This window comes from Gluconobacter sp. NFX36 (assembly GCF_049887835.1).
GTDB classification, from domain to species: Bacteria; Pseudomonadota; Alphaproteobacteria; order Acetobacterales; family Acetobacteraceae; genus Gluconobacter; species Gluconobacter japonicus_A.
On record NZ_JAGEKJ010000006.1, the window covers coordinates 56,404 to 77,807 of the forward strand.

General features: G+C 54.9%; 20 protein-coding genes and 1 tRNA gene. 15 read left to right on the forward strand and 6 right to left on the reverse strand.

Features of this window, described 5'->3' with window-relative positions; genetic code table 11:
• Positions 1 to 40: 40 nt before the first annotated feature.
• The 4 genes from J4P41_RS07780 (at position 41) to J4P41_RS07795 (ending at position 4,747) form a co-directional block, all read left to right on the forward strand.
• A complete protein-coding gene (locus J4P41_RS07780; RefSeq protein ID WP_426066678.1) occupies positions 41 to 805 on the forward strand; it encodes a class I SAM-dependent methyltransferase in 765 nt (254 codons plus the stop codon).
• Positions 806 to 947: 142 nt separating this feature from the next.
• Positions 948 to 3,719, forward strand: coding sequence for a DNA gyrase subunit A (gene gyrA / locus J4P41_RS07785; protein ID WP_426066786.1), 2,772 nt, complete (start codon positions 948 to 950; stop codon positions 3,717 to 3,719).
• The gene (gene coaD / locus J4P41_RS07790) at positions 3,712 to 4,230 is read left to right on the forward strand and encodes a pantetheine-phosphate adenylyltransferase (RefSeq protein ID WP_426066787.1); all 519 of its coding nucleotides are present in this window, start codon (positions 3,712 to 3,714) and stop codon (positions 4,228 to 4,230) included. Before gyrA ends, coaD begins: the two co-directional genes overlap by 8 nt.
• A gap of 31 nt (positions 4,231 to 4,261) precedes the next feature.
• Entirely contained in the window at positions 4,262 to 4,747 is a 486-nt protein-coding gene (locus J4P41_RS07795; protein ID WP_023944141.1) for a peptidylprolyl isomerase, read from the forward strand.
• Positions 4,748 to 4,781: 34 nt separating this feature from the next.
• On the opposite strand, the gene J4P41_RS07800 is transcribed toward J4P41_RS07795, so the two are convergent.
• Positions 4,782 to 5,162 carry a DUF6525 family protein gene (locus J4P41_RS07800; RefSeq protein ID WP_426066679.1) on the reverse strand — a complete coding sequence of 127 codons (381 nt, stop codon included), beginning with the start codon at positions 5,160 to 5,162 and terminating at the stop codon, positions 4,782 to 4,784.
• 130 nt (positions 5,163 to 5,292) lie between these two features.
• Between J4P41_RS07800 and J4P41_RS07805 the strand changes: the two genes are divergently transcribed.
• Positions 5,293 to 5,368, forward strand: a tRNA-Lys gene (locus tag J4P41_RS07805).
• Positions 5,369 to 5,741: 373 nt separating this feature from the next.
• On the opposite strand, the gene J4P41_RS07810 is transcribed toward J4P41_RS07805, so the two are convergent.
• Positions 5,742 to 6,938, reverse strand: a complete 1,197-nt coding sequence (locus J4P41_RS07810; protein ID WP_426066680.1) for a hypothetical protein — start codon at positions 6,936 to 6,938, stop codon at positions 5,742 to 5,744.
• Between the two features lie 465 nt (positions 6,939 to 7,403).
• On the opposite strand from J4P41_RS07810, the gene J4P41_RS07815 reads away from it, so the two are divergent.
• Both J4P41_RS07815 and J4P41_RS07820 read left to right on the forward strand, forming a co-directional pair.
• Complete coding sequence (locus J4P41_RS07815; RefSeq protein WP_426066681.1) at positions 7,404 to 8,714, forward strand: ATP-dependent DNA helicase; 1,311 nt, start codon at positions 7,404 to 7,406, stop codon at positions 8,712 to 8,714.
• A gap of 54 nt (positions 8,715 to 8,768) precedes the next feature.
• Positions 8,769 to 8,927, forward strand: a complete 159-nt coding sequence (locus J4P41_RS07820; RefSeq protein WP_164473959.1) for a hypothetical protein — start codon at positions 8,769 to 8,771, stop codon at positions 8,925 to 8,927.
• Between the two features lie 21 nt (positions 8,928 to 8,948).
• Here the strand turns inward: J4P41_RS07820 and J4P41_RS07825 are convergent, their stop codons facing one another.
• Positions 8,949 to 11,594: a 2-oxoglutarate dehydrogenase E1 component gene (locus tag J4P41_RS07825; protein ID WP_426066682.1), complete on the reverse strand. Its 2,646-nt coding sequence runs from the start codon at positions 11,592 to 11,594 to the stop codon at positions 8,949 to 8,951.
• Between the two features lie 84 nt (positions 11,595 to 11,678).
• Complete coding sequence (locus J4P41_RS07830; RefSeq protein ID WP_426066683.1) at positions 11,679 to 12,653, reverse strand: alpha/beta hydrolase; 975 nt, start codon at positions 12,651 to 12,653, stop codon at positions 11,679 to 11,681.
• Between the two features lie 198 nt (positions 12,654 to 12,851).
• Here J4P41_RS07830 and J4P41_RS07835 point away from each other — a divergent pair, with 198 nt between their 5' ends.
• From J4P41_RS07835 to J4P41_RS07855, 5 genes are all read left to right on the forward strand, one after another.
• Positions 12,852 to 13,169: a hypothetical protein gene (locus tag J4P41_RS07835; protein ID WP_010503379.1), complete on the forward strand. Its 318-nt coding sequence runs from the start codon at positions 12,852 to 12,854 to the stop codon at positions 13,167 to 13,169.
• An 80-nt stretch (positions 13,170 to 13,249) separates the two neighbouring features.
• Entirely contained in the window at positions 13,250 to 13,888 is a 639-nt protein-coding gene (locus J4P41_RS07840; protein WP_426066684.1) for a 2OG-Fe(II) oxygenase, read from the forward strand.
• A gap of 23 nt (positions 13,889 to 13,911) precedes the next feature.
• Positions 13,912 to 14,955, forward strand: coding sequence for an aspartate-semialdehyde dehydrogenase (locus J4P41_RS07845; protein WP_426066685.1), 1,044 nt, complete (start codon positions 13,912 to 13,914; stop codon positions 14,953 to 14,955).
• Positions 14,956 to 15,033: 78 nt separating this feature from the next.
• Complete coding sequence (locus J4P41_RS07850; protein ID WP_426066686.1) at positions 15,034 to 15,921, forward strand: N-acetylmuramic acid 6-phosphate etherase; 888 nt, start codon at positions 15,034 to 15,036, stop codon at positions 15,919 to 15,921.
• Positions 15,921 to 17,030 carry an anhydro-N-acetylmuramic acid kinase gene (locus J4P41_RS07855; protein ID WP_426066687.1) on the forward strand — a complete coding sequence of 370 codons (1,110 nt, stop codon included), beginning with the start codon at positions 15,921 to 15,923 and terminating at the stop codon, positions 17,028 to 17,030. The genes J4P41_RS07850 and J4P41_RS07855 overlap by 1 nt, the downstream gene beginning before the upstream one ends.
• Positions 17,031 to 17,048: 18 nt before the next feature.
• On the opposite strand, the gene J4P41_RS07860 is transcribed toward J4P41_RS07855, so the two are convergent.
• Positions 17,049 to 17,471, reverse strand: coding sequence for a VLRF1 family aeRF1-type release factor (locus tag J4P41_RS07860; RefSeq protein ID WP_426066688.1), 423 nt, complete (start codon positions 17,469 to 17,471; stop codon positions 17,049 to 17,051).
• 464 nt (positions 17,472 to 17,935) lie between these two features.
• On the opposite strand from J4P41_RS07860, the gene hemH reads away from it, so the two are divergent.
• A complete protein-coding gene (gene hemH, locus J4P41_RS07865; protein WP_426066689.1) occupies positions 17,936 to 18,967 on the forward strand; it encodes a ferrochelatase in 1,032 nt (343 codons plus the stop codon).
• A 60-nt stretch (positions 18,968 to 19,027) separates the two neighbouring features.
• Here hemH and J4P41_RS07870 read toward each other — a convergent pair whose 3' ends face one another.
• On the reverse strand, positions 19,028 to 19,414 hold the full coding sequence (locus tag J4P41_RS07870; protein ID WP_061929819.1) for a hypothetical protein: 387 nt from the start codon (positions 19,412 to 19,414) through the stop codon (positions 19,028 to 19,030).
• Between the two features lie 270 nt (positions 19,415 to 19,684).
• Here J4P41_RS07870 and J4P41_RS07875 point away from each other — a divergent pair, with 270 nt between their 5' ends.
• Together J4P41_RS07875 and J4P41_RS07880 are read left to right on the forward strand one after the other, a co-directional pair.
• Positions 19,685 to 20,002 (forward strand): hypothetical protein, encoded by a 318-nt coding sequence (locus J4P41_RS07875; protein WP_034881540.1) that lies wholly within the window; start codon positions 19,685 to 19,687, stop codon positions 20,000 to 20,002.
• A gap of 43 nt (positions 20,003 to 20,045) precedes the next feature.
• Entirely contained in the window at positions 20,046 to 21,383 is a 1,338-nt protein-coding gene (locus J4P41_RS07880) for a glycoside hydrolase family 68 protein (RefSeq protein WP_034880734.1), read from the forward strand.
• Positions 21,384 to 21,404 lie beyond the last annotated feature (21 nt).

Below are 21,404 nucleotides of genomic sequence, written 5' to 3' on the forward strand. Positions count from 1 at the left end.
CTGGAATGTTGGGAGGGTGTTTTCAGAAGGAGAACAGTCGATGACGAAGCAGGCTGGGCAGTTTGCTGCCTCACACTATGAGGCGAGAGCCTCGGCTTATGTTGAAAGTACGGTTCACAGTCAGGGCGCTGATCTGGACGCCATTGTTCAGGCCGTTCAGGGACGCAGGCTTGAGCATGTTCTGGATCTCGGATGCGGGGGTGGTCATGTAAGCTATGCTGTGGCGCCTCATGTCGAGCGGGTTATGGCTTGTGACATTACACCGGGTATGTTGCGGGGTGTTCAGGATGAGGCATCCAGGCGTGAGCTAAGCAATATTGAAGTTCGTCAGGCTTCGGCGGAAAATCTGCCGTTCGAAGATTGCGCCTTTGATGCGGTGCTTTGCCGTTTTACGGCTCATCACTGGGATGGCTTTGAAGCAGGGTTGCGTGAGGCTCGGCGGGTTCTGAAGCCCGGTGGTCTGGCAGTTTTCGTTGATGTGACAGCCCCTGAAGATGCTGTTTCTGATAGCTGGCTTCAGACATTGGAACTCATGCGGGATATTTCGCATGTGCGGGATTACTCCATTGGGGAGTGGGTGAGCGCGCTGGGGCGGTCCGGCTTTTTGGTGAAGGGACTGACGCGCAGTCGTTTAAGGATGGCTTTTGAAAGCTGGGTCGCGCGGACGCAGACGCCTGTAGAACGCGTGGACGGGATCCGTTCGCTTCAGCGTGGGGCACCGGCCGTGGTTAAGGAACGGCTGGGGCTGGAAGAAGACGGCAGTTTCCTGCTGGACGTGACCGTTTTCACGGGAAGCAGGCCGTAATGGGGTAGGTGTGGCATGTAGGCGGCGCATGGGCTATGCTGTGCGGACTGTATTTTAGCGTGGTGGACCTGTCTTGACCGAGCTGAACGAGCCGACTGATATTGTACCTTCCGATCGTCTTCCGGTGACGATCGAGGAGGAGATGCGCTCTTCCTATCTGGCCTATGCGATGTCGGTGATCGTCTCGCGCGCCCTGCCTGATGTGCGTGATGGCCTGAAACCTGTCCATCGTCGCATCCTGTATGCGATGCGCGAGAGTGGCTTTACGTCTGACAAGCCATACCGCAAGTCTGCTCGTGCGGTCGGTGACGTGATGGGTAAATACCATCCGCACGGTGACAGCTCGATTTACGATGCCATGGTTCGTATGGCGCAGCATTGGTCAATGCGCGTCAAGCTGATTGATGGGCAGGGTAACTTTGGTTCGGTCGATGGCGATAGCCCGGCCGCCATGCGTTATACCGAAGCCCGTTTGGCCAAGTCTGCGTCGTTCCTGCTGGATGATATCGAGCGGGATACGGTTGATTTTCAGCCAAACTACGACGAAAGCGAACACGAGCCGAAGGTTCTGCCGGCGACATTCCCGAATCTTCTGGTGAATGGCGCTTCGGGTATCGCGGTCGGCATGGCTACGAACATTCCGACGCATAACCCTGGCGAAGTCATTGATGCCACGCTGGCGATGATTGCCAATCCGGCGATTGAACTGGATGAGCTGATGCAGATCATCCCCGGTCCGGATTTTCCGACCGGCGGCATCATTATGGGCCGGAGTGGCATTCGCAAGGCGTTCGAGACGGGGCGTGGGTCTGTACCGGTTCGTGCGCGTGCTGAGATCGAGGAGATCCGTAAGGATCGTCAGGCGATCATCATTACGGAAATCCCATATCAGGTGAACAAGGCAACGCTTCAGGAGAAGATTGCCGATCTCGTCCGTGCCAAGGAAATCGAAGGCATTTCCGATATCCGCGACGAGAGTGACCGTTCCGGAATGCGCGTTGTCATTGAGCTGAAGCGCGATGCGACACCGGAAGTCGTGCTGAACCAGCTCTATCGTTTCACGCAGCTTCAGACGTCTTTCAGCGTCAACATGCTGGCGCTGGATGAAGGCAAGCCGCGCACGATGGGTCTGAAGGACGTTCTGGAAGCGTTTATCCGCTTCCGTGAAGACGTCATTCTGCGTCGTGCCCGTTTCGATCTGAACAAGGTTCGTGATCGTGGCCACCTGCTGGTCGGTCTTGTTCTGGCTGTTGCCAATATTGATGAAGTCATCGCTCTGATCCGTTCCGCACCGGATGCGGCAACGGCGCGCGAACTGCTCATGGCGCGTGAGTGGGACGCCAGCGAAGTTGTGCCTCTGCTGGAGCTGATCCAGGACGAAGGCAATATCATCTTTGATGGCAAGGTTCGCCTTACGGAAGCTCAGGCTCGCGGTATTCTGGAACTGCGTCTGCAGCGCCTGACCGGTCTGGAACGTGAGAAGATCCAGGGTGAACTGAGCGAAGTTGCTGCCAAGATTGGTGAGCTGCTTGAGATCATCGGGAGCCATATCCGCCGCATGGAAGTCATGCGGGATGAGCTTCTGGCAGCTCGTGCAGAAATTGCGACCCCGCGGATGTCGGAAATTTCCGATGCGCTGGGCGATCAGTCTGACGAGAGCCTGATCGAGCCGGGTCAGATGGTTGTGACCATCACGCGTGACGGCTTCATCAAGCGGACGCCGCTTGAGATGTTCCGCTCACAGAACCGTGGTGGACGTGGCCGGACGGCTTCCGGCCGTCGTGGTGATGACGTCATTATCCGCAGCTTCAATGCCCATACTCATCAGTGGGTCCTGTTCTTCTCCTCGGGCGGTAAGGCGTATCGCACCAAGGTCTGGCATCTGCCGGAAGCGTCTCCGACGTCCAAGGGCCGCGCGCTGGTCAATCTGCTGCCGGAACTGGGTTCGGACGCCATTACGGCAGTGCTGCCGTTGCCGCAGGATGAGGAGCTGTGGGAAGACCTGCATCTCACCTTTGCGACGGCCAGCGGTAATGTTCGTCGTAATCGCCTGAATGATTTCCGGAATATCCGGGCGTCCGGTCTGATTGCGATGAAGCTGGATGAGGGTGATTCCCTTATCGGTGTGGCGACGTGTCGTGAAGGTCAGGACGTGTTCCTGGCGACGAAGAACGCCCGCTGTATCCGTTTCCAGATCACGGATGACACGCTGCGTGTGTTTGCCGGTCGTGGCAGTTCGGGTGTGCGCGGTATTCGTCTGGGTGACGGGGATGCCGTGATCTCGCTGTGTATCCTCAACCATGTGGATGCGAGCGTTGAAGAGCGTGCTGCGTATCTGCGGATGGCCAATGCGAAACGTCGTGCTGAGAATGCAGCGCTGGCTGAGGGTACCGAAGAGGATGTGGTGTCCGGTGATGAAGAAACGGTAGAGGTCGCTGGTGATCTGACGCAGGAGCGCTTTGAGGAGCTGGAGCAGCAGGAAGAAATACTTCTGACTGTAACCGATGGCGGGTTTGGTCGTCGTTCTTCTGCCTATGATTACCGTGTGTCGGGCCGTGGCGGTCAGGGCATCACGAACATGACCTTCTCGGCCAATCGTCGTGGCAAGGAAGTGGTTGGGACCCTTCCGACGCTGGATGGCACGGACGTCATGCTGGTGACGGATACGGGTCGTCTGATCCGTCTGCCGGTGTCTCAGGTGCGTGTCATGGCGCGTCAGGCCAGTGGTGTGACGTTGTTCCGACTGAACGACACCGAGACGGTTATCTGTGTCTTCCCTGTTGTGGAAGATGACGGGGAGGAGGGTGACCTGATCGAAGGGGATGTCGTCGCTACGCAGGAAGGTGCAGCCCCTGTTGAGGGGGCTGCAACGGATGGCGAAGCTCCAGCGGGTGACACTACTCCTGATGCCTGAGGGGCGGACTGATCCACGTGTCGGGTTTTATCCCGGCACGTTTGATCCGGTGACGTTCGGTCATCTGGATATTATTGATCGTGCGTCTGCTCTTTTTGATCGCCTGCTGGTTGGTGTGGCGGTCAATGAGGGCAAGCATCCGCTTCTGACGTTGGAAGAGCGTCTGGAGATGATGCGGCATGAGGTATCCAAACTGCCTCATGCTAGCCGGATTGAAGTTCTGGGATTTGATACCCTGCTGGTCGATGCAGTGCGCAAGGCTGGTGCGGGCACGGTTGTGCGTGGTCTTCGCTCAGGGGGGGATTTCGACTTTGAGAGCCAGCTTTCTGGTGCGCTGCGGCGTCTTGCGCCGGAGATCGAGACGGTTTTTCTGCTGTCTTCTGAGGGGCATCGCACGACGGCCAGCCGGATCGTGAAGGAAATTGCCCGGCTTGATGGCGATATTTCGTCTTTTGTCAGTGAAGATGTTGCAAGTCTCGTCTTGTCGAAACTGGGTCGAAGGGCGACATAGGAACCTTCATTGATTTCTGGAAGGTTCCAAGATGTCTGAGACCGCAGTACCCGACGGTAACAAGCTGGTTTTTGAACTCAAGAATGGCAAGGTCGTCATTGAGCTGCGCCCTGATCTGGCGCCGCTGGCTGTAGAGCGTCTGAAGCTTCTGGCAAGCGAAGGTTTTTATGATGGTGTAAAGTTCCATCGTGTGATCGAGGGCTTCATGGCTCAGGGTGGCGATCCGACCGGGACAGGCACGAGCGGCAGCAACTATCCGGACCTGAAGGCTGAGTTCACGGATAAGGCGAAGTTTGAGCGTGGTACGCTGGGGATGGCCCGCACGATGGCGCCGCACTCTGCAAACAGCCAGTTCTTCATCATGTTCCAGGATGTTCCGTCCCTGAACGGTCAGTACACGATTGCTGGCAAGGTTATTGAGGGCATGGAATACGTGGATCAGATCAAGCGTGGCGCTGGTTCGTCGGGCATAGTCAAGGATCCGGACACCATTGTTAGGGCCTACGTCGAGGCCTGAGGCTATCTGGCCTGCCTGCGCGACACTGTGACGCTCAGGCAGGCTTTTGTCTGTCTTCCGGTGTGCGGAGGATGGTTGCTTTTGCGGCATCGTGGGGATACGGCGTCCCACACTGAGCGGCGTAGCGCTCAGAGAAAGCCTGACGTTCCAGGCGCTCGCAGTAATCCAGATATTTGATCAATGCGCGTTCAGCGCGCGGAGTTCGACCGTAAATGCGCTTGTAATGCTTCCAGAGCATCAGAGCGTTGACGGACCATGCATCGTAAACGTGTTCGTTCAGACGCTTGCGAATGGAAGATGGAAGCTGATCGAAAGCCTCCCAGTCGTTGCCATCAAATCGTTGCCAGATTTCATGTCTGAGAGTGCGATCATTGAAGGTCTGTGGGTTGACGGATGTTTGAGTTGTTGTGGGCATATGCTGTTTTGGGCTGATAAAACGACAAGATAATTATATGTTATAACATAACCAATAATTGTGTTAATGCTCTTTTCCTCTCGCTGGAGGTTGACCTTATAGTGGTTGTAGGGTAGCCATCCGCTCGGATGAACCGGTAGCTCAGTTGGTAGAGCATTCGACTTTTAATCGAATGGTCCTGGGTTCGAGTCCCAGCCGGTTCACCATCAGGTTCTTGTTCCTGAAAATAAGAGCGCTCTCTAAGAGAAAATCCCTGCGGATATTTTGTCGATCTGAAACAGGATATCATAGGTAATCCCGTTAGCGCTTTCAATTCGAATTGTTGATTATCTTTGTGGAATATAGAGGTTTTAGCACTATTTTGGCAGAATAGGGCTAGGACGTCTGTTGAGTATACATCTGCAATGAGGACAATGTTGTTGCGGTGAACGAGATATGCGCATCAACGATGGTTTGGCGCACTGCTGGCGGGCTAGGTTGAGGTGGTGATCTGCGAAGTCTTTTTTCGTCCTGCCTGAGCGAGGCTGCGGGAAGGCGTAGGTCATCATCGACATCAGGGCATGGTAGAATATAAAAAAATTAATTTTTCGAACATGTTAATTCGGGATGTGGTGGCGGAGAGTTTGGCGCATGGTTTGCTACCCATGCTGCGACTTGAGTAATACTTTCCGCCTGGGTTTCTGTTTGAGGCATATTGGTGTTTGCGGGACCATTGGAGTATTGCCCGACAACCCAATAAGTTGGCAAAGCATGAACTTTCTTTAGGTAATTTACCTCAGTTTGCACGCCGTCCATAAAATGAAAATCTGGGCCGTTGCCGTGTCTACCGTTTTTTGTATCAAAAATTGTCATGAATACTACGGTTGTAAGATGGTGTTTGTTTGCCCAACGAAGTTCGCTGGCAATCAGAGCTCGAAACATTTCGCTGTGATGTGGGCCGTAATACGCATTGGTTGAAAAGATATTGGCTGGCGTATCAATGCCAAAGCCTCCAGCTTCGATAGCAATATGACGGGAATTTTCATAATACGGATCTGTCGCATAATCGCTTTGCGTGTGGTCACCAAGACCTGGATTGCCATTACGATCAGTTTCTGAACTGTCTGAGACGTGCGCTCTTGATCCGTTAGAGATATAGGGTAGCACTAACTTTGCACCTGTCGTCTGGTACATATCCTTTAATGCTACGGTCGTATCCTGAACATCTTGATTGGTAAATTCTGATGACGGATTATGATAGCTCCCTGGAAAGGGTAATGCTTTGTCAGTATAGCTGAGATTAAGCATAACCAGTTGAGGGTGCCACCCCGCAGAAAACCAATTAAATTCTGCTCCAGACTGGCTATCGGCAAAAGTTTTATAATGCGATGCTGGAAGATGGGGGGTTAGAGTTGGAGATGCACCGCCTTCGAATATTCCTCCTCCCGCGCGATTTTTCCATAATGCAATCATCGCTTTCATGACTTTTTCGCCATTATAGCCGGAAGGCTTTATCCATGCTGGATTATTATTAGGCCAATTTAAAATTGTGCGTGTAGTTCCATCAACCTGGTAGAGGCCAATATTTCCGGTTTCGAGTAAATGAGGAAAACGTTCTGGTTCTGAGAGTTGATAGCCGCCGATAACCGAACTGATGAAAGTTGTTACTGCGTGACTGTCGCAGGGAGCTGCTTGTGCCTGAATAGGAACCATAACGCCTGTTTGCATCAGCAACGCCAATGCAGCTCCGCTTGAAAACCGAGCAATATTCTTGGGATGCAGATTTTTCCAAACCAAGGTTATGTTCCTGCCCTATTGGAGGGAGAGGGTAGAATTATCAGGAAAATTGGCAACATTATGGACTGTGTATTTCTCGGTATCAACGCTCGAGAAAAAATAAAATCCATGCATTGGAAGCGTTGATGCAGTTTGAGCGGTCCATTTTTATCAAATTAGATCGCATGATTGGTGTATTATTTTTTCCGCATCATTATGAGCACATTCGCTGTGTGTTTTCTGAAAAATCTGAGCGTATGCACGTTTTATGAGAGCCGCTCTTGATATGCGATCTTCTTTTTCGAAGGATATCTCAATGGCTTTCAAGGCTGCGAACTGTTAGCTGGTGGGGCGTTATAGACATGTCTGCGTGTCGAATGTTTTACGCCTTTAGGAAATGTGGATGGAGGGCAGGGGGAGGAACTCTGGTTGCTTCATGTCATATTCAGGCGATGCAACGGTTAAGAGTGTGGGAAGGGGGGATTTATGGTGACGCTTACTCTTTCCCAAAAAGTGGCTCTTGATGAAATCATTCAGGCTCATGCCGAAGGGCGTCCTACACACCTGCTGACGGGGTATGCGGGGAGTGGGAAAACAACGCTGATGCAGGAGGTGGCGCAGCATTTTCTGCGAATGAAAGTTGTGACGGTCATTACAGCTCCAACGCACAAGGCGACGGCTGTTCTGCGCTCAAAGGTGCATCAGGATGTTGAATGTCGGACCATCCAGAGTCATCTGGGTTTACAGCCATCGTTGCAGGGTGGGGGTACAACGCTGGTACGCGCGAAACGCCCACAGACGATACCGGATGGTGTAGTTATTATTGATGAGTGCTCCATGATTTCGCGGGAACTCATGGGCTGGATCCGAGACCTTTTGAAGTTCTGTTTTGTGCTGTTTGTGGGAGATCCAGCGCAGCTTCCACCAGTTGGAGAAGAGGCCTCTCCTTCCTTTTCTGTTCCATCCAGATCGCATCTTGAAACGGTTGTTCGGCAGGCGGCAGGCAATCCCATTCTGGAAGCCGCGACTGTCATTCGCCAGAGCCAGGGTGGCTCTGTGGACTGGAGTTGGGTGCGGGACGCACGTCATGATTCATCCGGGCTGTTCATCCCGAAGGATGTGGAAAGCTGGGTTCGCAAAGCGTTTACGTCCGATGCCTTCGATGCAGATAACGATAGTTTCCGGTATCTTTGCTGGACGAATAGTCGCGTCCATCAGGTTAATCAGATGGTTCGGCAATGGCGGTATGGAGAGCAGATCGAAATGCCGTTCATGCCGGGGGAGCGTGCGGTCGCGAGAGCGCCATTCAGTCGCCAGAATGAAGATAAAAATCGTCAGCAGATTGCGACAAATGAAGAAGTTCTGGTGATGGATATTCACGCGTCGCGCCTGTCATACCGGTTTGAAGCCTGCGGGTCTGTAGCAGCCTGGTCTACGGATATTCCGTCTTGGGAACTGACTGTGCTGACGATGTCCGGGGAAGAAATTACGGCTCATCTGGTTCAGGATGAGCGCCAGCTTCAGGCTGTAGAGCGTCGGCTTGTTCAGGAAGCCAGGCAGGAGCGCAAGCGGTGGCAGCATCGGTTTGCCTTCCAGAGTGCGTTGCTGAACCTTCAGGCTATTTATGCCATGACCGTGCATACGTCTCAGGGTAGCACGTTCAGGAATGTCTTTGTTGATCTGGGGGATATTCGACGTCGGGCAGGAGGAAATCCTCTTGAAACACAGCAGCTTTGTTATGTGGCGCTGACACGGGCGACGGATATGGTTTTTCTGGTCAATGTCGGAATGTCTTAAGGCATACAGACAGATACGTTTCTGGATGGTCATTCGGGAAAGAGGAATGAAACGATGCGTTTTAAAGTAGGTTTGGCACTAGCTGCCCTTATGGCGCTTGCGGCCTGCGGCCCTGATTATGGTGGTCAGGGCTCACGGCAGTTCCGCGGGGACGGGTATGGAAATACCGGATCGGGCCGCAGCAGTTTCGGGTATCAGGGCGGCCCAACCTGAAGACACGGCACTGGCTGGTAATCAGGCCAGTGCGTCTTGAACCAGTTTTTCCTGCTGGGCGGCGTGAGCGCCGGGCAGGCCTGTAGCCGGTGACGCGGCGCTTTCGCGGCCCACGTACTGTGGACGCTGGACTTTGTGTCCGCATTCCTGCAGGGCGCGTTCGATGCGTCGGTCTACGAAAATCCATGCGCCGTTGTTCTGGGGTTCTTCCTGGCACCAGATGATCTGTTCGGCGTCCGGGTATAATTCCAGCTGCTGGATCAGGGCGTGGTGCGGGAAGGGATAGAGCTGTTCCAGACGGATGATGGCGACGTCCGTGCGGTTTTGTCGGGTCCGTTCGGCGGTGAGATCGTAAAAGACCTTGCCTGAGCACAGAATGATCTTTCTGGCGTCTTTAATCTGCTGTGGGTCTGCCAGAACGGGCTGGAAGCGTGTGTGTGGGCCCATTTCTACGAGCGGTGAGGTTGCTTCCTTGTGTCTCAGGAGAGACTTGGGTGTGAAGATGACCAGTGGCTTGCGGCAGCGCCGTGCAATCTGGCGGCGCAGGGCATGGAAATAGTTTGCGGGGCTGGTGATGTTACAGACGCGCAGATTGTTTTCTGCGCAGAGCTGGAGAATACGCTCTGGTCTGGCTGATGAATGTTCTGGCCCACCGCCTTCGTAACCGTGTGGCAGCAGAAGTGTCAGGCCGGATGTTCGAAGCCATTTTGTTTCGCCGGAAGCGATGAACTGGTCGAGAATGACCTGTGCACCATTTGCGAAGTCTCCGAATTGAGCCTCCCACAGAACCAGTGCATCCGGATCACCGAGTGAATAGCCGTATTCGAAGCCGAGGACGGCAAACTCGGAGAGCGGCGAATTCCAAAGATGCAGAGGGGCCTGATGGGGCGCGATATGGGCCAGAAGGGTTTCTTCCCGGCCGGTATCCTGATCGAACAGGACAGCGTGACGCTGACTGAAGGTGCCGCGACGGCTGTCCTGACCTGACAGGCGGACGGGATGCCCATCCATGGACAGGGTTCCAAAAGCGAGGGCTTCGGCGGTCGCCCAGTCGAGTGGTCCACCATCGGCTACGGCCTTGCCACGAGCAACGATCTGGCGGGCGAGGCGTGGGTGGACGTTCAGTCCCGGTGGGATGGTGCCGATGGCTTCACCAACCATGCGCAGACGTTCCAGTGGGACGCCGGTCATGGGCTGGATGCGTTCAGGCTCGTCCTGAAGGCGTGTGGAGTCCTGAGGGCCGTCCAGCCAGTCTGTGGAATCAGGTCGGTAGTGCTCGGACGCGGCGTATTGTTCTTCCAGTCGGCGCTGGAAGTGTTGCCACATATCCTCGACCTGTTCGGCCGTCAGGATGCCCTGGCGGATCAGATGCTCGGCGTAGAGGCGACGGGTGGTTGGACGGGACTGGATGGCGTGCACCATCGCTGGCTGGGTGAAAGCCGGTTCATCCGTTTCGTTGTGTCCATGGCGGCGATAGCAGACAACGTCGAGGACGACGTCTGAATGGAAATCGCGCCGCCATTCATGAGCCAGAAGAGCAGCTCGGGCGACAGCATCCGGATCATCACCATTGACATGCAGGATCGGAGCCTGAATGGATTTGGCGACGTCGGTGTTGTGGATGCCGGAATGGGCATCTGACTGGACGGTGGTGAATCCGATCTGGTTGTTGATGATGACGTGAACCGTGCCGCCGGTGCGGTAGCCTTCAAGCTTGGAAAGGGCCAGTGTTTCGTACACGACGCCTTGCCCAGCGAAGGCGGCGTCACCGTGAACAAGGATGCCTAGGTGGCGATCACGGTCTTTGTCTTTCTCGCGGTCCTGATCAGCACGGACGCGTCCGAGGACGACGGGATCGACGGCCTCCAGATGGGATGGGTTGGGCAGCAGGGAGATGCGCAGTTTGTGGCCTGCGTGTTCCATCGTGGTGGCTGTGCCGAGATGGTATTTTACGTCTCCGGAGCCCTGGATGTCGTCAGGTTTGAAAGACGCGCCTGCAAATTCGCTGAAAATGGCCGCGAAGGGTTTCCGTAGGATGTTGGCCATGACGTTCAGGCGGCCACGATGTGGCATGCCCAGAGAAACGGACTTGGCGCCATCGCGGGCGGCGGCGTCGATCAAGGTGCGGAGGGCGACGATAACGCTTTCTCCGCCCTCCAGACCGAAGCGGCGCATACCCATGAAGCGCTTCTGGCAAAAGCCTTCGAATCCTTCGGCCCGTGTCAGGGCGAGGAGGATGCGTTCTGGCTCCATAGCGACGACGGGAGCGGCGTTTTCCAGGCGATCAATCCACCACTGACGCTGGGTGGGGTCCTGAATATGCATGAATTCTGCTGTCAGGGTGCCTGAGTAGGCGCGACGCAGACGGGCTAGAAGGTCCCGGTCTGCATCGGGAGGACTGAGTTCCGGGATTGCTGGTGTAGCGGCCAGTCCTAAAGGATCGAGTTTTGCCAGGGAATGGCCGCGCAGACGGTAGGCGTTTTTCAGAGCCTCGGCGCTGCCATTTGGTGTTTCTGTTGGGGGGCGGTCGGCGCCGAGGGTTTCGAACAGGGCGGCAAACGCTGGATCAATAGACGCGGGGTCGTTCTGCCAGCGAGCGTGAAGCTCGGCCAGATAGACGGTGTTGGCGCCATTGATGGCATCGCGGTCGTCGCGGTGATCGCCCATGAAAATCGGTCTCCAGTCCCAGGGGGCGCGAACTTTAGCCCATCACGGGAAAGTGGGGAACGCATTTGGATGCAGCATTCCGTGTCAATCTTCAGATGGGGAGAAGAAGCGCCTCATGGAAGTGATGCGTCGTTCAAGCGTCTGTTTTGCAATGGGGGCACCGGTGACGTCAAAGGCGTGATAGGCGCCGGGGACGACATCCAGCTCTACAGAGACGCCGCTTCTGATGAGGCGCTGGGCATAGAGCAGGTCTTCTTCGAGAAAGAGATCGAGAGCGCCGACGGTCATGATGGTTGGTGGCAGGCCGGATAGATCTGTGGCGCGGGCTGGAGCGGCATAAGGGGAAATGTTTTCATCACCGGGACGCGAAGGGGTCAGAAGAATGTCCCATGCGTAGGTATTGCTTGCGCGCGTCCAGACAAATTCTCCGGCGGTGGGGGAGGGGTTGGGAGCGTCATTGACGGTACGATCATCCAGCATGGGGTAGATCAGGTTCTGGAACAGAATGGCCGGGCCGTGTCGGTCTCTGGCAAGCAGGCAGAGTGCAGCGGCAAGATTTCCGCCTGCGCTTTCGCCGGTGACGCCGATTTGGTCACGACGAATGTTGAGGGTCTCGGCGTTGTCATGGATCCAGCAGAGGGTGGTGTAAGCATCTTCGATGCCACCGGGGAATGGCGTTTCGGGTGTCAGGCGATAGTCCGGGGAAATGACTAGGCAGTTTAACTCCTGTGCGAAACGGCAGAGATCACCAGTATTCTGCTCGGGACGGCCGGCGCAGTGTCCGCCACCGTGAAGATGAAGCAGAACCGGGCGTGGAGATGAGGCGGTGTGCGTGGGGCGGATCGTGAGAAGGCGGATCGTTCTTTCATCATCACCGCCTGCTGGAATGTGGCGTTGTTCGAGCGTTACCCGAAAATCTTCGGCGGTCTGGAAAGCTTGTGCGGCCCTGTCTTCCAGTGCGCTTCTTAATGCAGGAAGGGTTTCTGAGCTGAGATTGACAGAGGGGAAAGTATCGAGGGCGGGGCGGAGTTCAGGAAGGACGAGGGGGAGAGTGTTCATGGACGTTCCTCGGAATACATGATGACGCGTCGTCAGGCTTAAACGTCTGTTGAAAACAGGGGTTTGAAAGACAGGATTCAGGCCCAGGTAAAGTTTGCCACAAAAATGCCGCAACTTTTCTGGTTCGAGAGTCGTCTTAGGAGCAGTGCCTGCTGGCCTTTTCCAAAAATCGCCGTGGGCGTGTGGGGAGTTCTGCTCATGCGTGCTCTGTCTGTCTTCTGTCTTGGATTTGCTCTCGGGTTGCCTTTGTCGGGTGTGCAGGCGCAGTCGGTGTCGCATGACGCGCAGAGCGTTCAGAGTCACCTTGTTGAGGATGCGGGAATGTCGGGGGTGGACCGGCGTTTGATTGTCTGTCGGATTAACCCAAAGCTGTTGCATACGGCCTGGGTGGGAGAAGTGAAGGATATTCCGCATCCGCAGGTCTGTACGGGAGGGGCAAACCGGTTGGGGGCAGGATATGTCCGGTATCTGGCAACGAGCAGGGTTTCCAAGACATACAAGCCGCTTAGAGGGTAAGTTTCTTTCGTCTGGGAGAAGGCTGGCATGTGTGGAATAGGCCTTGCCGGGTTTGTGGGGCGGGGCTAGCCTCAGGGGCTATGTCCAACATTTCTCTCGATTATGATGCCCTGAAGCAGACACCGGTTGCGGAGAAGCCTTTCCCGCATGTCGTGGTGCCGCATTTCATTAGCAATGATGATCTCAAGGCTGTTGTGGCGGGCTTGCCGGAAATGAAATCCGGTGGGTCTTTTCCGCCCGAGGCTTTAAAGCTGACGCCGCGTGTGGCGGCCATGATTGAGGAATTGCAGGGGCCTCGGCTCAAGGCTCTGATTGCGGAAAAATTCGGTCTGGATTTGGCGGATGCGCCGACGATGCTGACGGTGCGTGGGCGGACACGGGAAAAAGATGGACGCATCCATCGGGATTCCGACGCCAAACTGGTGACGATCCTGTTGTATCTGAATCCACGGGGTGAAGACTGGGTTTCCCGGGATGGCTGTCTGCGTCTGCTGAATGGTCCGGATGATGTTGAGGACTACGATGTTGAGGTGACACCGGCGGAGGGGACGCTTCTGGTGTTTCCGAATGGTCCGACGACCTGGCACGGGCATCGGCAGTTTGTTGGGACGCGGTATGCCATCCAGCTCAATTATATGGCGACGGGTCAGAAGGCCCGGTACGAACTGCGACGGCATCGTTTTTCGGCGCTGGTCAAGCGCCTGCCTTTTGTAGGCTGATTTTAAAGGGAACGGAAAAGATCATGGGTTATCGGGTTGCGGTTGCGGGTGCCACGGGAGCGGTGGGGCGCGAACTGCTACGCATTCTGGCGGAACGGAATTTCCCTGTGGACGAGGTTGTGGCGCTCGCGTCGCCGCGCTCGGTCGGGAAAGAAATTTCCTTTGGAGACAAGAAGGTTCTCAAGGTTCAGAATCTTGAGACGTTTGACTTCAAAGGCTGGGATATTGCCCTTTTCTCGCCGGGCGGTGAGATTTCGGCAGTCTATGCGCCGAAGGCTGCGGCAGCGGGTTGTATCGTGATCGATAATACGTCCCATTTCCGTATGGAGCCGGGTATTCCGCTGGTTGTGCCGGAAGTGAACGCTAAAGCGCTGAAGAAGGCGCGTCGTGGCATCATCGCAAACCCGAACTGTTCCACTGCACAGATGGTAGTGGCCCTGAAGCCGCTGCATGATCTGTTCAAGATCAAGCGTATTGTGGTTTCGACGTATCAGGCGGTGTCTGGTGCGGGGAAAGATGGCATGGACGAGCTGTTTGGTCAGACCAAGGGCACGTTCGTGAACGATCCGCCGACGGTTGCACAGTTTACCAAGCAGATCGCCTTTAACGTCATTCCACATATTGATCGCTTCATGGATGATGGGGCGACCAAGGAAGAGTGGAAGATGGCGGTTGAGACCCGCAAGATTCTCGATCCGGATATTCAGGTTCTGGCGACTTGCGTGCGGGTGCCGGTCTTCATCGGGCATTCCGAGGCGATCAGCATTGAGTGTGAGAAGCCGATTGATCTCAAGAAGGCCCGTGAAGCGCTTCGTAAGGCTCCGGGGGTGATCCTGCGTGATGAACGCGAGGACGGTGGCTATGTGACGCCGATTGAGTGCGTTGGGGAAGATGCGACCTATGTGTCGCGCCTGCGGATTGATCCGACCGTGGAGAATGGTCTGGCGCTCTGGTGTGTTTCTGACAATCTGCGCAAGGGGGCTGCCCTGAATGCAGTGCAGATTGCGGAGAGTCTGGTTGAGCAGGATCTTCTGAAGGATGGGGCGCTGCTTCCTGCGAAGGACTGAGTATCGTTTGCAGATTGGAATGCGCCTGAAGGGAGACCTTCCGGCGCATTTTTTATGTCAGGATAAAGAGGGTTAGCTGTGACTGTTCCACGCACCGAGACCGTTCTGGAAGCAAACCAGACCATTGAGCTTCTTCCTCTGGATGCTCTGCTGGGGCGTTTGTTGGAGTCGCAGAAATCTGCGCTGGATCGGGTTGGGGAGGCGCTTCCCTCGATTGAGCGAGCTGTTGAAGCTGCTGTGCCACGTCTTCAACGGGGTGGTCGTCTGATTTATGCGGGAGCAGGGACATCCGGCCGAATTGGGGTTCAGGACGGAGTTGAACTGACGCCGACTTTCGGGCTTGCGCCGGAGCGTCTGGTTCTGCTGCTTGCGGGCGGAGCGGGAGCCGGGACGCAGGCTGTTGAGGGGGCGGAGGATCGTGAAGATCAGGCACGTCTTGACCTGAGCGAGCATGTTGCGACTGCGGATGATGTGGTGATTGGGGTCGCTGCTAGCGGAAACACGCCCTACACCTGCGCGATGGTACGGGCTGGCCGTGATGCAGGGGCGCTGACGATCGGGGTTAGTGGGAATGCGGATGGGCGTCTGCTTCGGGACGCTGAAATTGGGATTTCTATTCCGACTGGAGCGGAGGTTCTGGCTGGATCAACCCGTATGGCGGCGGGGACCGCGCAGAAGGTAGTGCTGAACCTGTTTTCTACGGCTCTGATGACGCGGCTTGGGCATGTCTATCGCGGCCGTATGGTGGATATGCGGATCAGCAATGACAAGCTTCAGAAACGTGCCGAGCGCATGGTGTCTGAGCTTGCCGGAGGGACTGATGAAGAGGTGCGTGAAGCGCTTTCCTTGGTTGGTGGGAATGTGAAACGGGCTGTTCTGATCCGCCATGGGGTGGCGGCCGATCAGGTTGAAGACCTTCTTCAGCGGCATAAGGGTGATTTGCATGCTGTTTTGGCTGCTCTGTAATGCCTGAAACTGGATTGGGCGATCTGCGCTGGGCCATTGGATTGATGAGTGGCACGTCGCTCGATGGTGTGGATGCGGCTCTTGTTCTTACTGATGGGGAACGCATTGCAGAGTATGGGCCGGCGTTGACGCTTCCGTATGATCAGATGTTACGAGATCGGCTGCGATTGCTTCTGGATCATGCTGCCGAACTTTCTGGCCGGGAGGCTGATCTGAAGGATGTCGAACGGGCGGTAACACTCAGGCATGTTGAGGCTGTAACTGCGCTTCGGAACATGGTGCCCACGATTGTACCGGACGTCATTGGCTTTCATGGGCAAACCATTCTGCATCAGCCGGACATTGGGCGAAGCTGGCAGATTGGTGATGGCGCTTTGCTTCAGGAGCAGTGCGGCATTCCCGTTATCTATGATTTTCGGGCACAGGATCTGGATTATGGGGGCGAAGGAGCGCCGCTGGTTCCTGTCCTTCATGCAGCGCTTCTGGAGCGAGAAGAGAAGTCTGTAGCTGTGTTGAATATCGGGGGCGTAGCGAACGTCACGCTGCTGGGGCCGGTTCAGGATGGTGCCCGTCAGGTCTGGGCCTGTGATACGGGGCCAGGCAATGCTTTGCTGGATGATTGGGCGGAGCGTCATACGGATGTGGCGTGCGATACCGATGGTGCTCTGGCTCGTAAGGGGACAGTGAATCGGGGGGTATTGGAGCGATTGCTGGATAGCCCGTATTTCAAGCGTCCGATGCCGAAATCTTTGGACCGGTTGAGCTTTCATGGGTCTGCTATGGAAGCTGTGCAGGCGCTTTCGCCTGAAGATGGGGCTGCAACATTAGTGGCATTTACGGTGGAGGCGATTGCTCGGACACCGATGGATGTTACGCCGGACAGGTGGTTTGTTGCAGGCGGCGGACGACATAATCCGGTGCTGATGGACCGATTGCGTTCGCGTCTTGGAGATGTATCGTCTGTTGACGTTCTGGGGTGGGATGGGGATGCGTTGGAGGCGCAGTGTTTTGCGCTTCTGGCTGTTCGTTATCTTCGACAGTTGCCTTCTTCATGGCCTCAGACCACAGGAACACGTCAGGCCTGCGTGGCAGGCCGCGCCGTAGTGTGACGCAGCCTGCGTCTTGACTTAGACCGAGGCGAATTCAGGCCAGCCGGTTTCTGGACGGTCAAGATGCTTGAGCAGGTCATGATCGCTGGTGTTTGTCAGATCCTTTGTCAGGGTCTTGAACAGCTTTTTGGTTGTTGGCTTGTCAAGATGCTCGCGGATATCGTGCAGTGCCTGCGCTGGAGCCACGAGGAAAATGCCCTCGATATTGGAATCCTGCGCAGCTTTATTGATGTGCGTCGCCAGATCTTTTGTGAAATGGGTTTTGAGCTGCTCTTTTGGATTTGTGTGAGCTGCTTTGATGGACCCTACGTCTTTGGCAGCGTCGGAGCCTTTATGCAGGTCAAAATTCTCTATGGTGCGAAGGTGGCTTCCTTCCAGACGAAGAAAGCGACCTTTTTCGCCGTCAGCGATGACGTAGATGACTGGATCTTGAGTCGCCATTGGAGTGGTCCTTCCGAACAATCAAATGTGTCCCTGTTTTAACGGGTGGAGGTTCGGGAAGTTGCCTTCTCAAGGGGTTTCTGACCGATTCTCGAAGCACTAAGATCCAGAAAAATAAAAGTTATTTCGTGTGGAGATAAAATTTCCGCGGGGAATATGAATTTTTTTCTTGAAACCCGGCGGCGATATGACCACTCTCAATATTGAGCCCACGGAAAACTTTCCCAGAGGGTTCAAGGAGGCGAATATGGCTCTGATGAATACTTTCATGCCGTATATCGGATCAATCGGCGCCGTCATGGCGGTTATTGTTTACAATGCATCCCTAAGGGCTGAGCGACCAAGTTTCTCCTATGCGCGTGTAAAGCGCCGACGATAGCGTCCCGAAAGGGACGCGTATCCCTACACTTGATACGTTTTTCCTCTTTCGCCGTTGTTAGCCCTGTTTCACACTGAAGGGCACTATGGCCTTTTTTTTCAAAAAACCACGCAATGCTTCTCCTCCTCATGGGCGGACTGGCGTTCTTCTCCTTAATCTCGGGACACCTGACGATACTGGCTACTTTGCTGTACGTCGTTACCTGAGTGAGTTTCTTTCTGATCGACGCGTGATTGAAAGTCCGCCGTTGATCTGGCAGCCCATTTTGCAGGGCATCATCCTTACAAAACGTCCATTCGCCAGTGGTGCGAATTATGCACGCATCTGGGATCGCGAAGAGAATGCTTCGCCATTGCGAGTTTATACCCAGCGACAGGCTGAGAAGCTGGCTTTGCGTCTCAAGGGTGATGGCGTGCCTGTTGAATGGGGAATGCGTTACGGACAGCCGTCTGTTGCGCAGGGTGTGGAAAGCCTAATGGATCAAGGGTGTGACCGGATCATTAGCATTCCGCTTTATCCGCAGTATTCAGCGACGACGACTGCGACAGCGAACGATCATCTTTTTCGAGCACTCATGAAGTTACGCCGTCAGCCTTCTGTGCTGACGATGCCATCTTTTCCGGATCACCCGTTGTTTGTCCGGGCGTTGGAACAGTCCGTTCGTAAGACGTTGGAGGGTTTGTCTTTCAAGCCTCAGGCTATTGTTGCGTCCTTTCATGGACTGCCGAAAACCTGCGTTGAGAAAGGCGATTCCTATCAGGAAGAGTGTCAGCGCACGATTGTGGCCCTACGGAAAGCATTGGGATTCAGCGATGAGCAGATGCCGCTTACATTCCAGTCCCGTTTTGGACCTTTGGAGTGGATTCAGCCTTATACTGCGCCTTATGTAACTGCGTTGCCTAAGCAGGGTATTACCAGGATTGCGGTGATTATGCCTGGCTTTATGTCGGATTGTATTGAGACACTCGACGAAATTGGCAATGAGCTTCGTGAGGAATTCATTCATGCTGGCGGTGAAGAGTTCGCCATGATTCCCTGTCTGAACGATACGGATGAAGCTATCGACCTTCTGGAAGGTCTATCTCGTTCTGCTCTCAAAGGCTTTCAGTTTTCCTGAGACGGTGTTGAGAGCATTCGGACAAGAAAACGCCCGGCTTTAGGCCGGGCGTTTCTGTTTTCAGAAGTGTTGGTTGGGCTGAGCCTGAGGTGCAGGCGCCGGTGTGTTGGGGCCTGGTTCAGGATGTTCGGCGTCATACCATTCTGCTTTCTGCTTGGTGGATGCTGCATCATGATGACGCTGCCACCAGCTGGCATTCGGGTCTGCTGGGTGTTCCTTGTCCCAAAGAGCTGCTTTCTCGCGCAGATCCTTGCGATACAGATGACGGCGGTACATGCCGGCAGCACATCCTCCCATGGCACCGACAACGGCATGGTGATTGGCAAGGTGGCCGCCGACAGCACCGGCTGCGCCGTATTTGATACAGCCGCCTGGCTCGGCAAGGGCTGGAGTAGCGGTTAGCAGGGCTGCAAGAGCCAGTGCGGATCGCGTTAAACGGATCGTCATGATTGATGTGGTCTCTCGTCGATGTCTCTTTGGGAAAAAGAGACTTTCCAAATGTCGAAATTAGGGTTGTGCAGGAGAGGTTTCAACTCATCTTGGGCGTATCTGACATTTTACGCTTGAACTGCATCCGGATTTTTCATATAACTGTGGCATTGAGCCATAAGTCGCTTAGCTGATGGTTCGATAATTCATATTGAAAATAAGATTTTACGAGAGGCTCATCCCGATGGATGCAGCCTCTTTTTTGTGCGCCAAGCAGGATTTCAGAGTGTGGATATTTCCGGTTTCGACCTTTCTGGTCTGCTAGCCGACATCCCGGCTCGATATGAGCTGTGGGTGGCTTTACTGATTATTGGATGCAAACTGGTTACGGTCTTTTTGCCTCCCCCACAGAATACATCACGATTCAACGGAATTTACCGTCTGGTGGCCCTTCTGGGGCTGAATATTGGCTGGGCTGCCAACCGTCTGGAACGGCAGGTCAGCAAGAAGGTCGTTGTCCCGAAAGACGGAGAGAGCGTGAAAACAGACGCTGCTCCGGGAGCAACTGGTCCTTCTTCTGGCAAGGCTCCGCAACAAGGCGCCTGACAGGGTTATTTTTCAAACACTATTCAATACGGATCATGAAAATATGAATGCTATTTCCAGCCGAATTCTGGATCAGCACACGGCTGTTCGTCGCGTGCTTCCGAACTATCGCTCGTCCCGGTGGACGATTGCTGATGCGCTGAAGGTTCGTACTGACGATCCGACGACGACAATGCCGGTAATCGACTACAATTTCCCGGTCATGTCCAACGATGTGATGATCTGGGACAGTGGCGCCCTTCGTGACATGCATATGCGCACTGTGACGTATAAGGGCTGGTTTGTTCTCTGGTCCCTGGCTGTGGACAAGATCGACAAGACCAATGCCAAGATTTATGATGAATGGCACTCCCGTAATGATCGCGCCTATATCGGCTACTGGTACAGCGCCGACGGTGTTGAGTGGACATGGGGTGGTCGCCTCTTTCAGACGTCTGCTGATCTGCGTCCCTGGGAGTGGTCCGGTTCTCTGGTGATGCGTGAAGGCACTGAGAACAAGGTCGATATGTTCTACACGTCCGTTGGTGCGCCGGATGGTAATTCTGTTCCGGCTGTTTGCTCCGGCACCATTCATGCTGATGACAAGGGTGTCTGGTTTGAGGGCTTCTCGGCCAGCACGGAAATGTTCAAGGCTGATGGCGTTCATTATGCCAACGCTTCTGAAGATGCGTATTTCGATTTCCGCGATCCGCAGCCGTTCATCAATCCGGGTGATGGCGAGCTTTACACGCTGTTTGAAGGCAATGTTCCTGGCATGCGGGGGCAGTTTGTCGTCGGTTCTGACGAGATGGGCCATGTTCCACCAGGTTATGCGGTGGATCCGGGTGCGCAGTATGGTGCTGCGGCAATCGGTCTGTCCCGGTGTGTGTCCAACTGGCGCAAGGGCGATTATTCACGTTGGGAACTGATGCCTGCTCTGGTGACGGCTCTGGGCGTGAATGATCAGACGGAGCGTCCGCATTTCGTCTTCAAGGACGGTCTGACCTATCTGTTCACCATCAGCCATCATTCCACCTATACGGGCAAAAGTACGGGCCCTGATGGCGTGTATGGTTTCGTGTCCGAGAAGGGGATTTTTGGTCCCTACAAGCCTCTGAACAGCTCGGGCCTGGTACTTGGGAACCCGTCTTCGCAGCCGTATTCGACGTATTCGCATTTCGTGGATGCGCAGGGCTACGTTCAGTCGTTTATCGATACGATTCCGGCGGCTGGTCAGAACGCTGAAAGCCCTGATACCTATCGTATTGGCGGCACGCTTGCTCCGACGGTGCGCCTGGTTCTGGATGGTGACCGGACGTTCCTGACGGAAGTTCATGATTATGCGCAGGTTTTTGCGCAGGCCGCCTGGCCGGCGTCTTTGGCCTATGACGTTCGCGCCTGATTTTTATAAAGGCAGGGTTCG

Bases quoted from the DNA above. Each gene is read 5' to 3' on its own strand.
- J4P41_RS07835 (WP_010503379.1), top strand. From the start codon at position 12,852: ATGCGTGCTCTGTCTGTCTTCTGTCTTGGATTTGCTCTCGGGTTGCCT.
- J4P41_RS07845 (WP_426066685.1), top strand. From the start codon at position 13,912: ATGGGTTATCGGGTTGCGGTTGCGGGTGCCACGGGAGCGGTGGGGCGC.
- J4P41_RS07860 (WP_426066688.1), bottom strand. From the start codon at position 17,471: ATGGCGACTCAAGATCCAGTCATCTACGTCATCGCTGACGGCGAAAAA.
- J4P41_RS07815 (WP_426066681.1), top strand. From the start codon at position 7,404: ATGGTGACGCTTACTCTTTCCCAAAAAGTGGCTCTTGATGAAATCATT.
- J4P41_RS07825 (WP_426066682.1), bottom strand. From the start codon at position 11,594: ATGGGCGATCACCGCGACGACCGCGATGCCATCAATGGCGCCAACACC.
- J4P41_RS07870 (WP_061929819.1), bottom strand. From the start codon at position 19,414: ATGACGATCCGTTTAACGCGATCCGCACTGGCTCTTGCAGCCCTGCTA.
- J4P41_RS07800 (WP_426066679.1), bottom strand. From the start codon at position 5,162: ATGCCCACAACAACTCAAACATCCGTCAACCCACAGACCTTCAATGAT.
- J4P41_RS07855 (WP_426066687.1), top strand. From the start codon at position 15,921: ATGCCTGAAACTGGATTGGGCGATCTGCGCTGGGCCATTGGATTGATG.
- coaD (WP_426066787.1), top strand. From the start codon at position 3,712: ATGCCTGAGGGGCGGACTGATCCACGTGTCGGGTTTTATCCCGGCACG.
- hemH (WP_426066689.1), top strand. From the start codon at position 17,936: ATGGCCTTTTTTTTCAAAAAACCACGCAATGCTTCTCCTCCTCATGGG.
- J4P41_RS07795 (WP_023944141.1), top strand. From the start codon at position 4,262: ATGTCTGAGACCGCAGTACCCGACGGTAACAAGCTGGTTTTTGAACTC.
- J4P41_RS07830 (WP_426066683.1), bottom strand. From the start codon at position 12,653: ATGAACACTCTCCCCCTCGTCCTTCCTGAACTCCGCCCCGCCCTCGAT.
- J4P41_RS07820 (WP_164473959.1), top strand. From the start codon at position 8,769: ATGCGTTTTAAAGTAGGTTTGGCACTAGCTGCCCTTATGGCGCTTGCG.
- gyrA (WP_426066786.1), top strand. From the start codon at position 948: ATGCGCTCTTCCTATCTGGCCTATGCGATGTCGGTGATCGTCTCGCGC.
- J4P41_RS07840 (WP_426066684.1), top strand. From the start codon at position 13,250: ATGTCCAACATTTCTCTCGATTATGATGCCCTGAAGCAGACACCGGTT.
- J4P41_RS07880 (WP_034880734.1), top strand. From the start codon at position 20,046: ATGAATGCTATTTCCAGCCGAATTCTGGATCAGCACACGGCTGTTCGT.
- J4P41_RS07780 (WP_426066678.1), top strand. From the start codon at position 41: ATGACGAAGCAGGCTGGGCAGTTTGCTGCCTCACACTATGAGGCGAGA.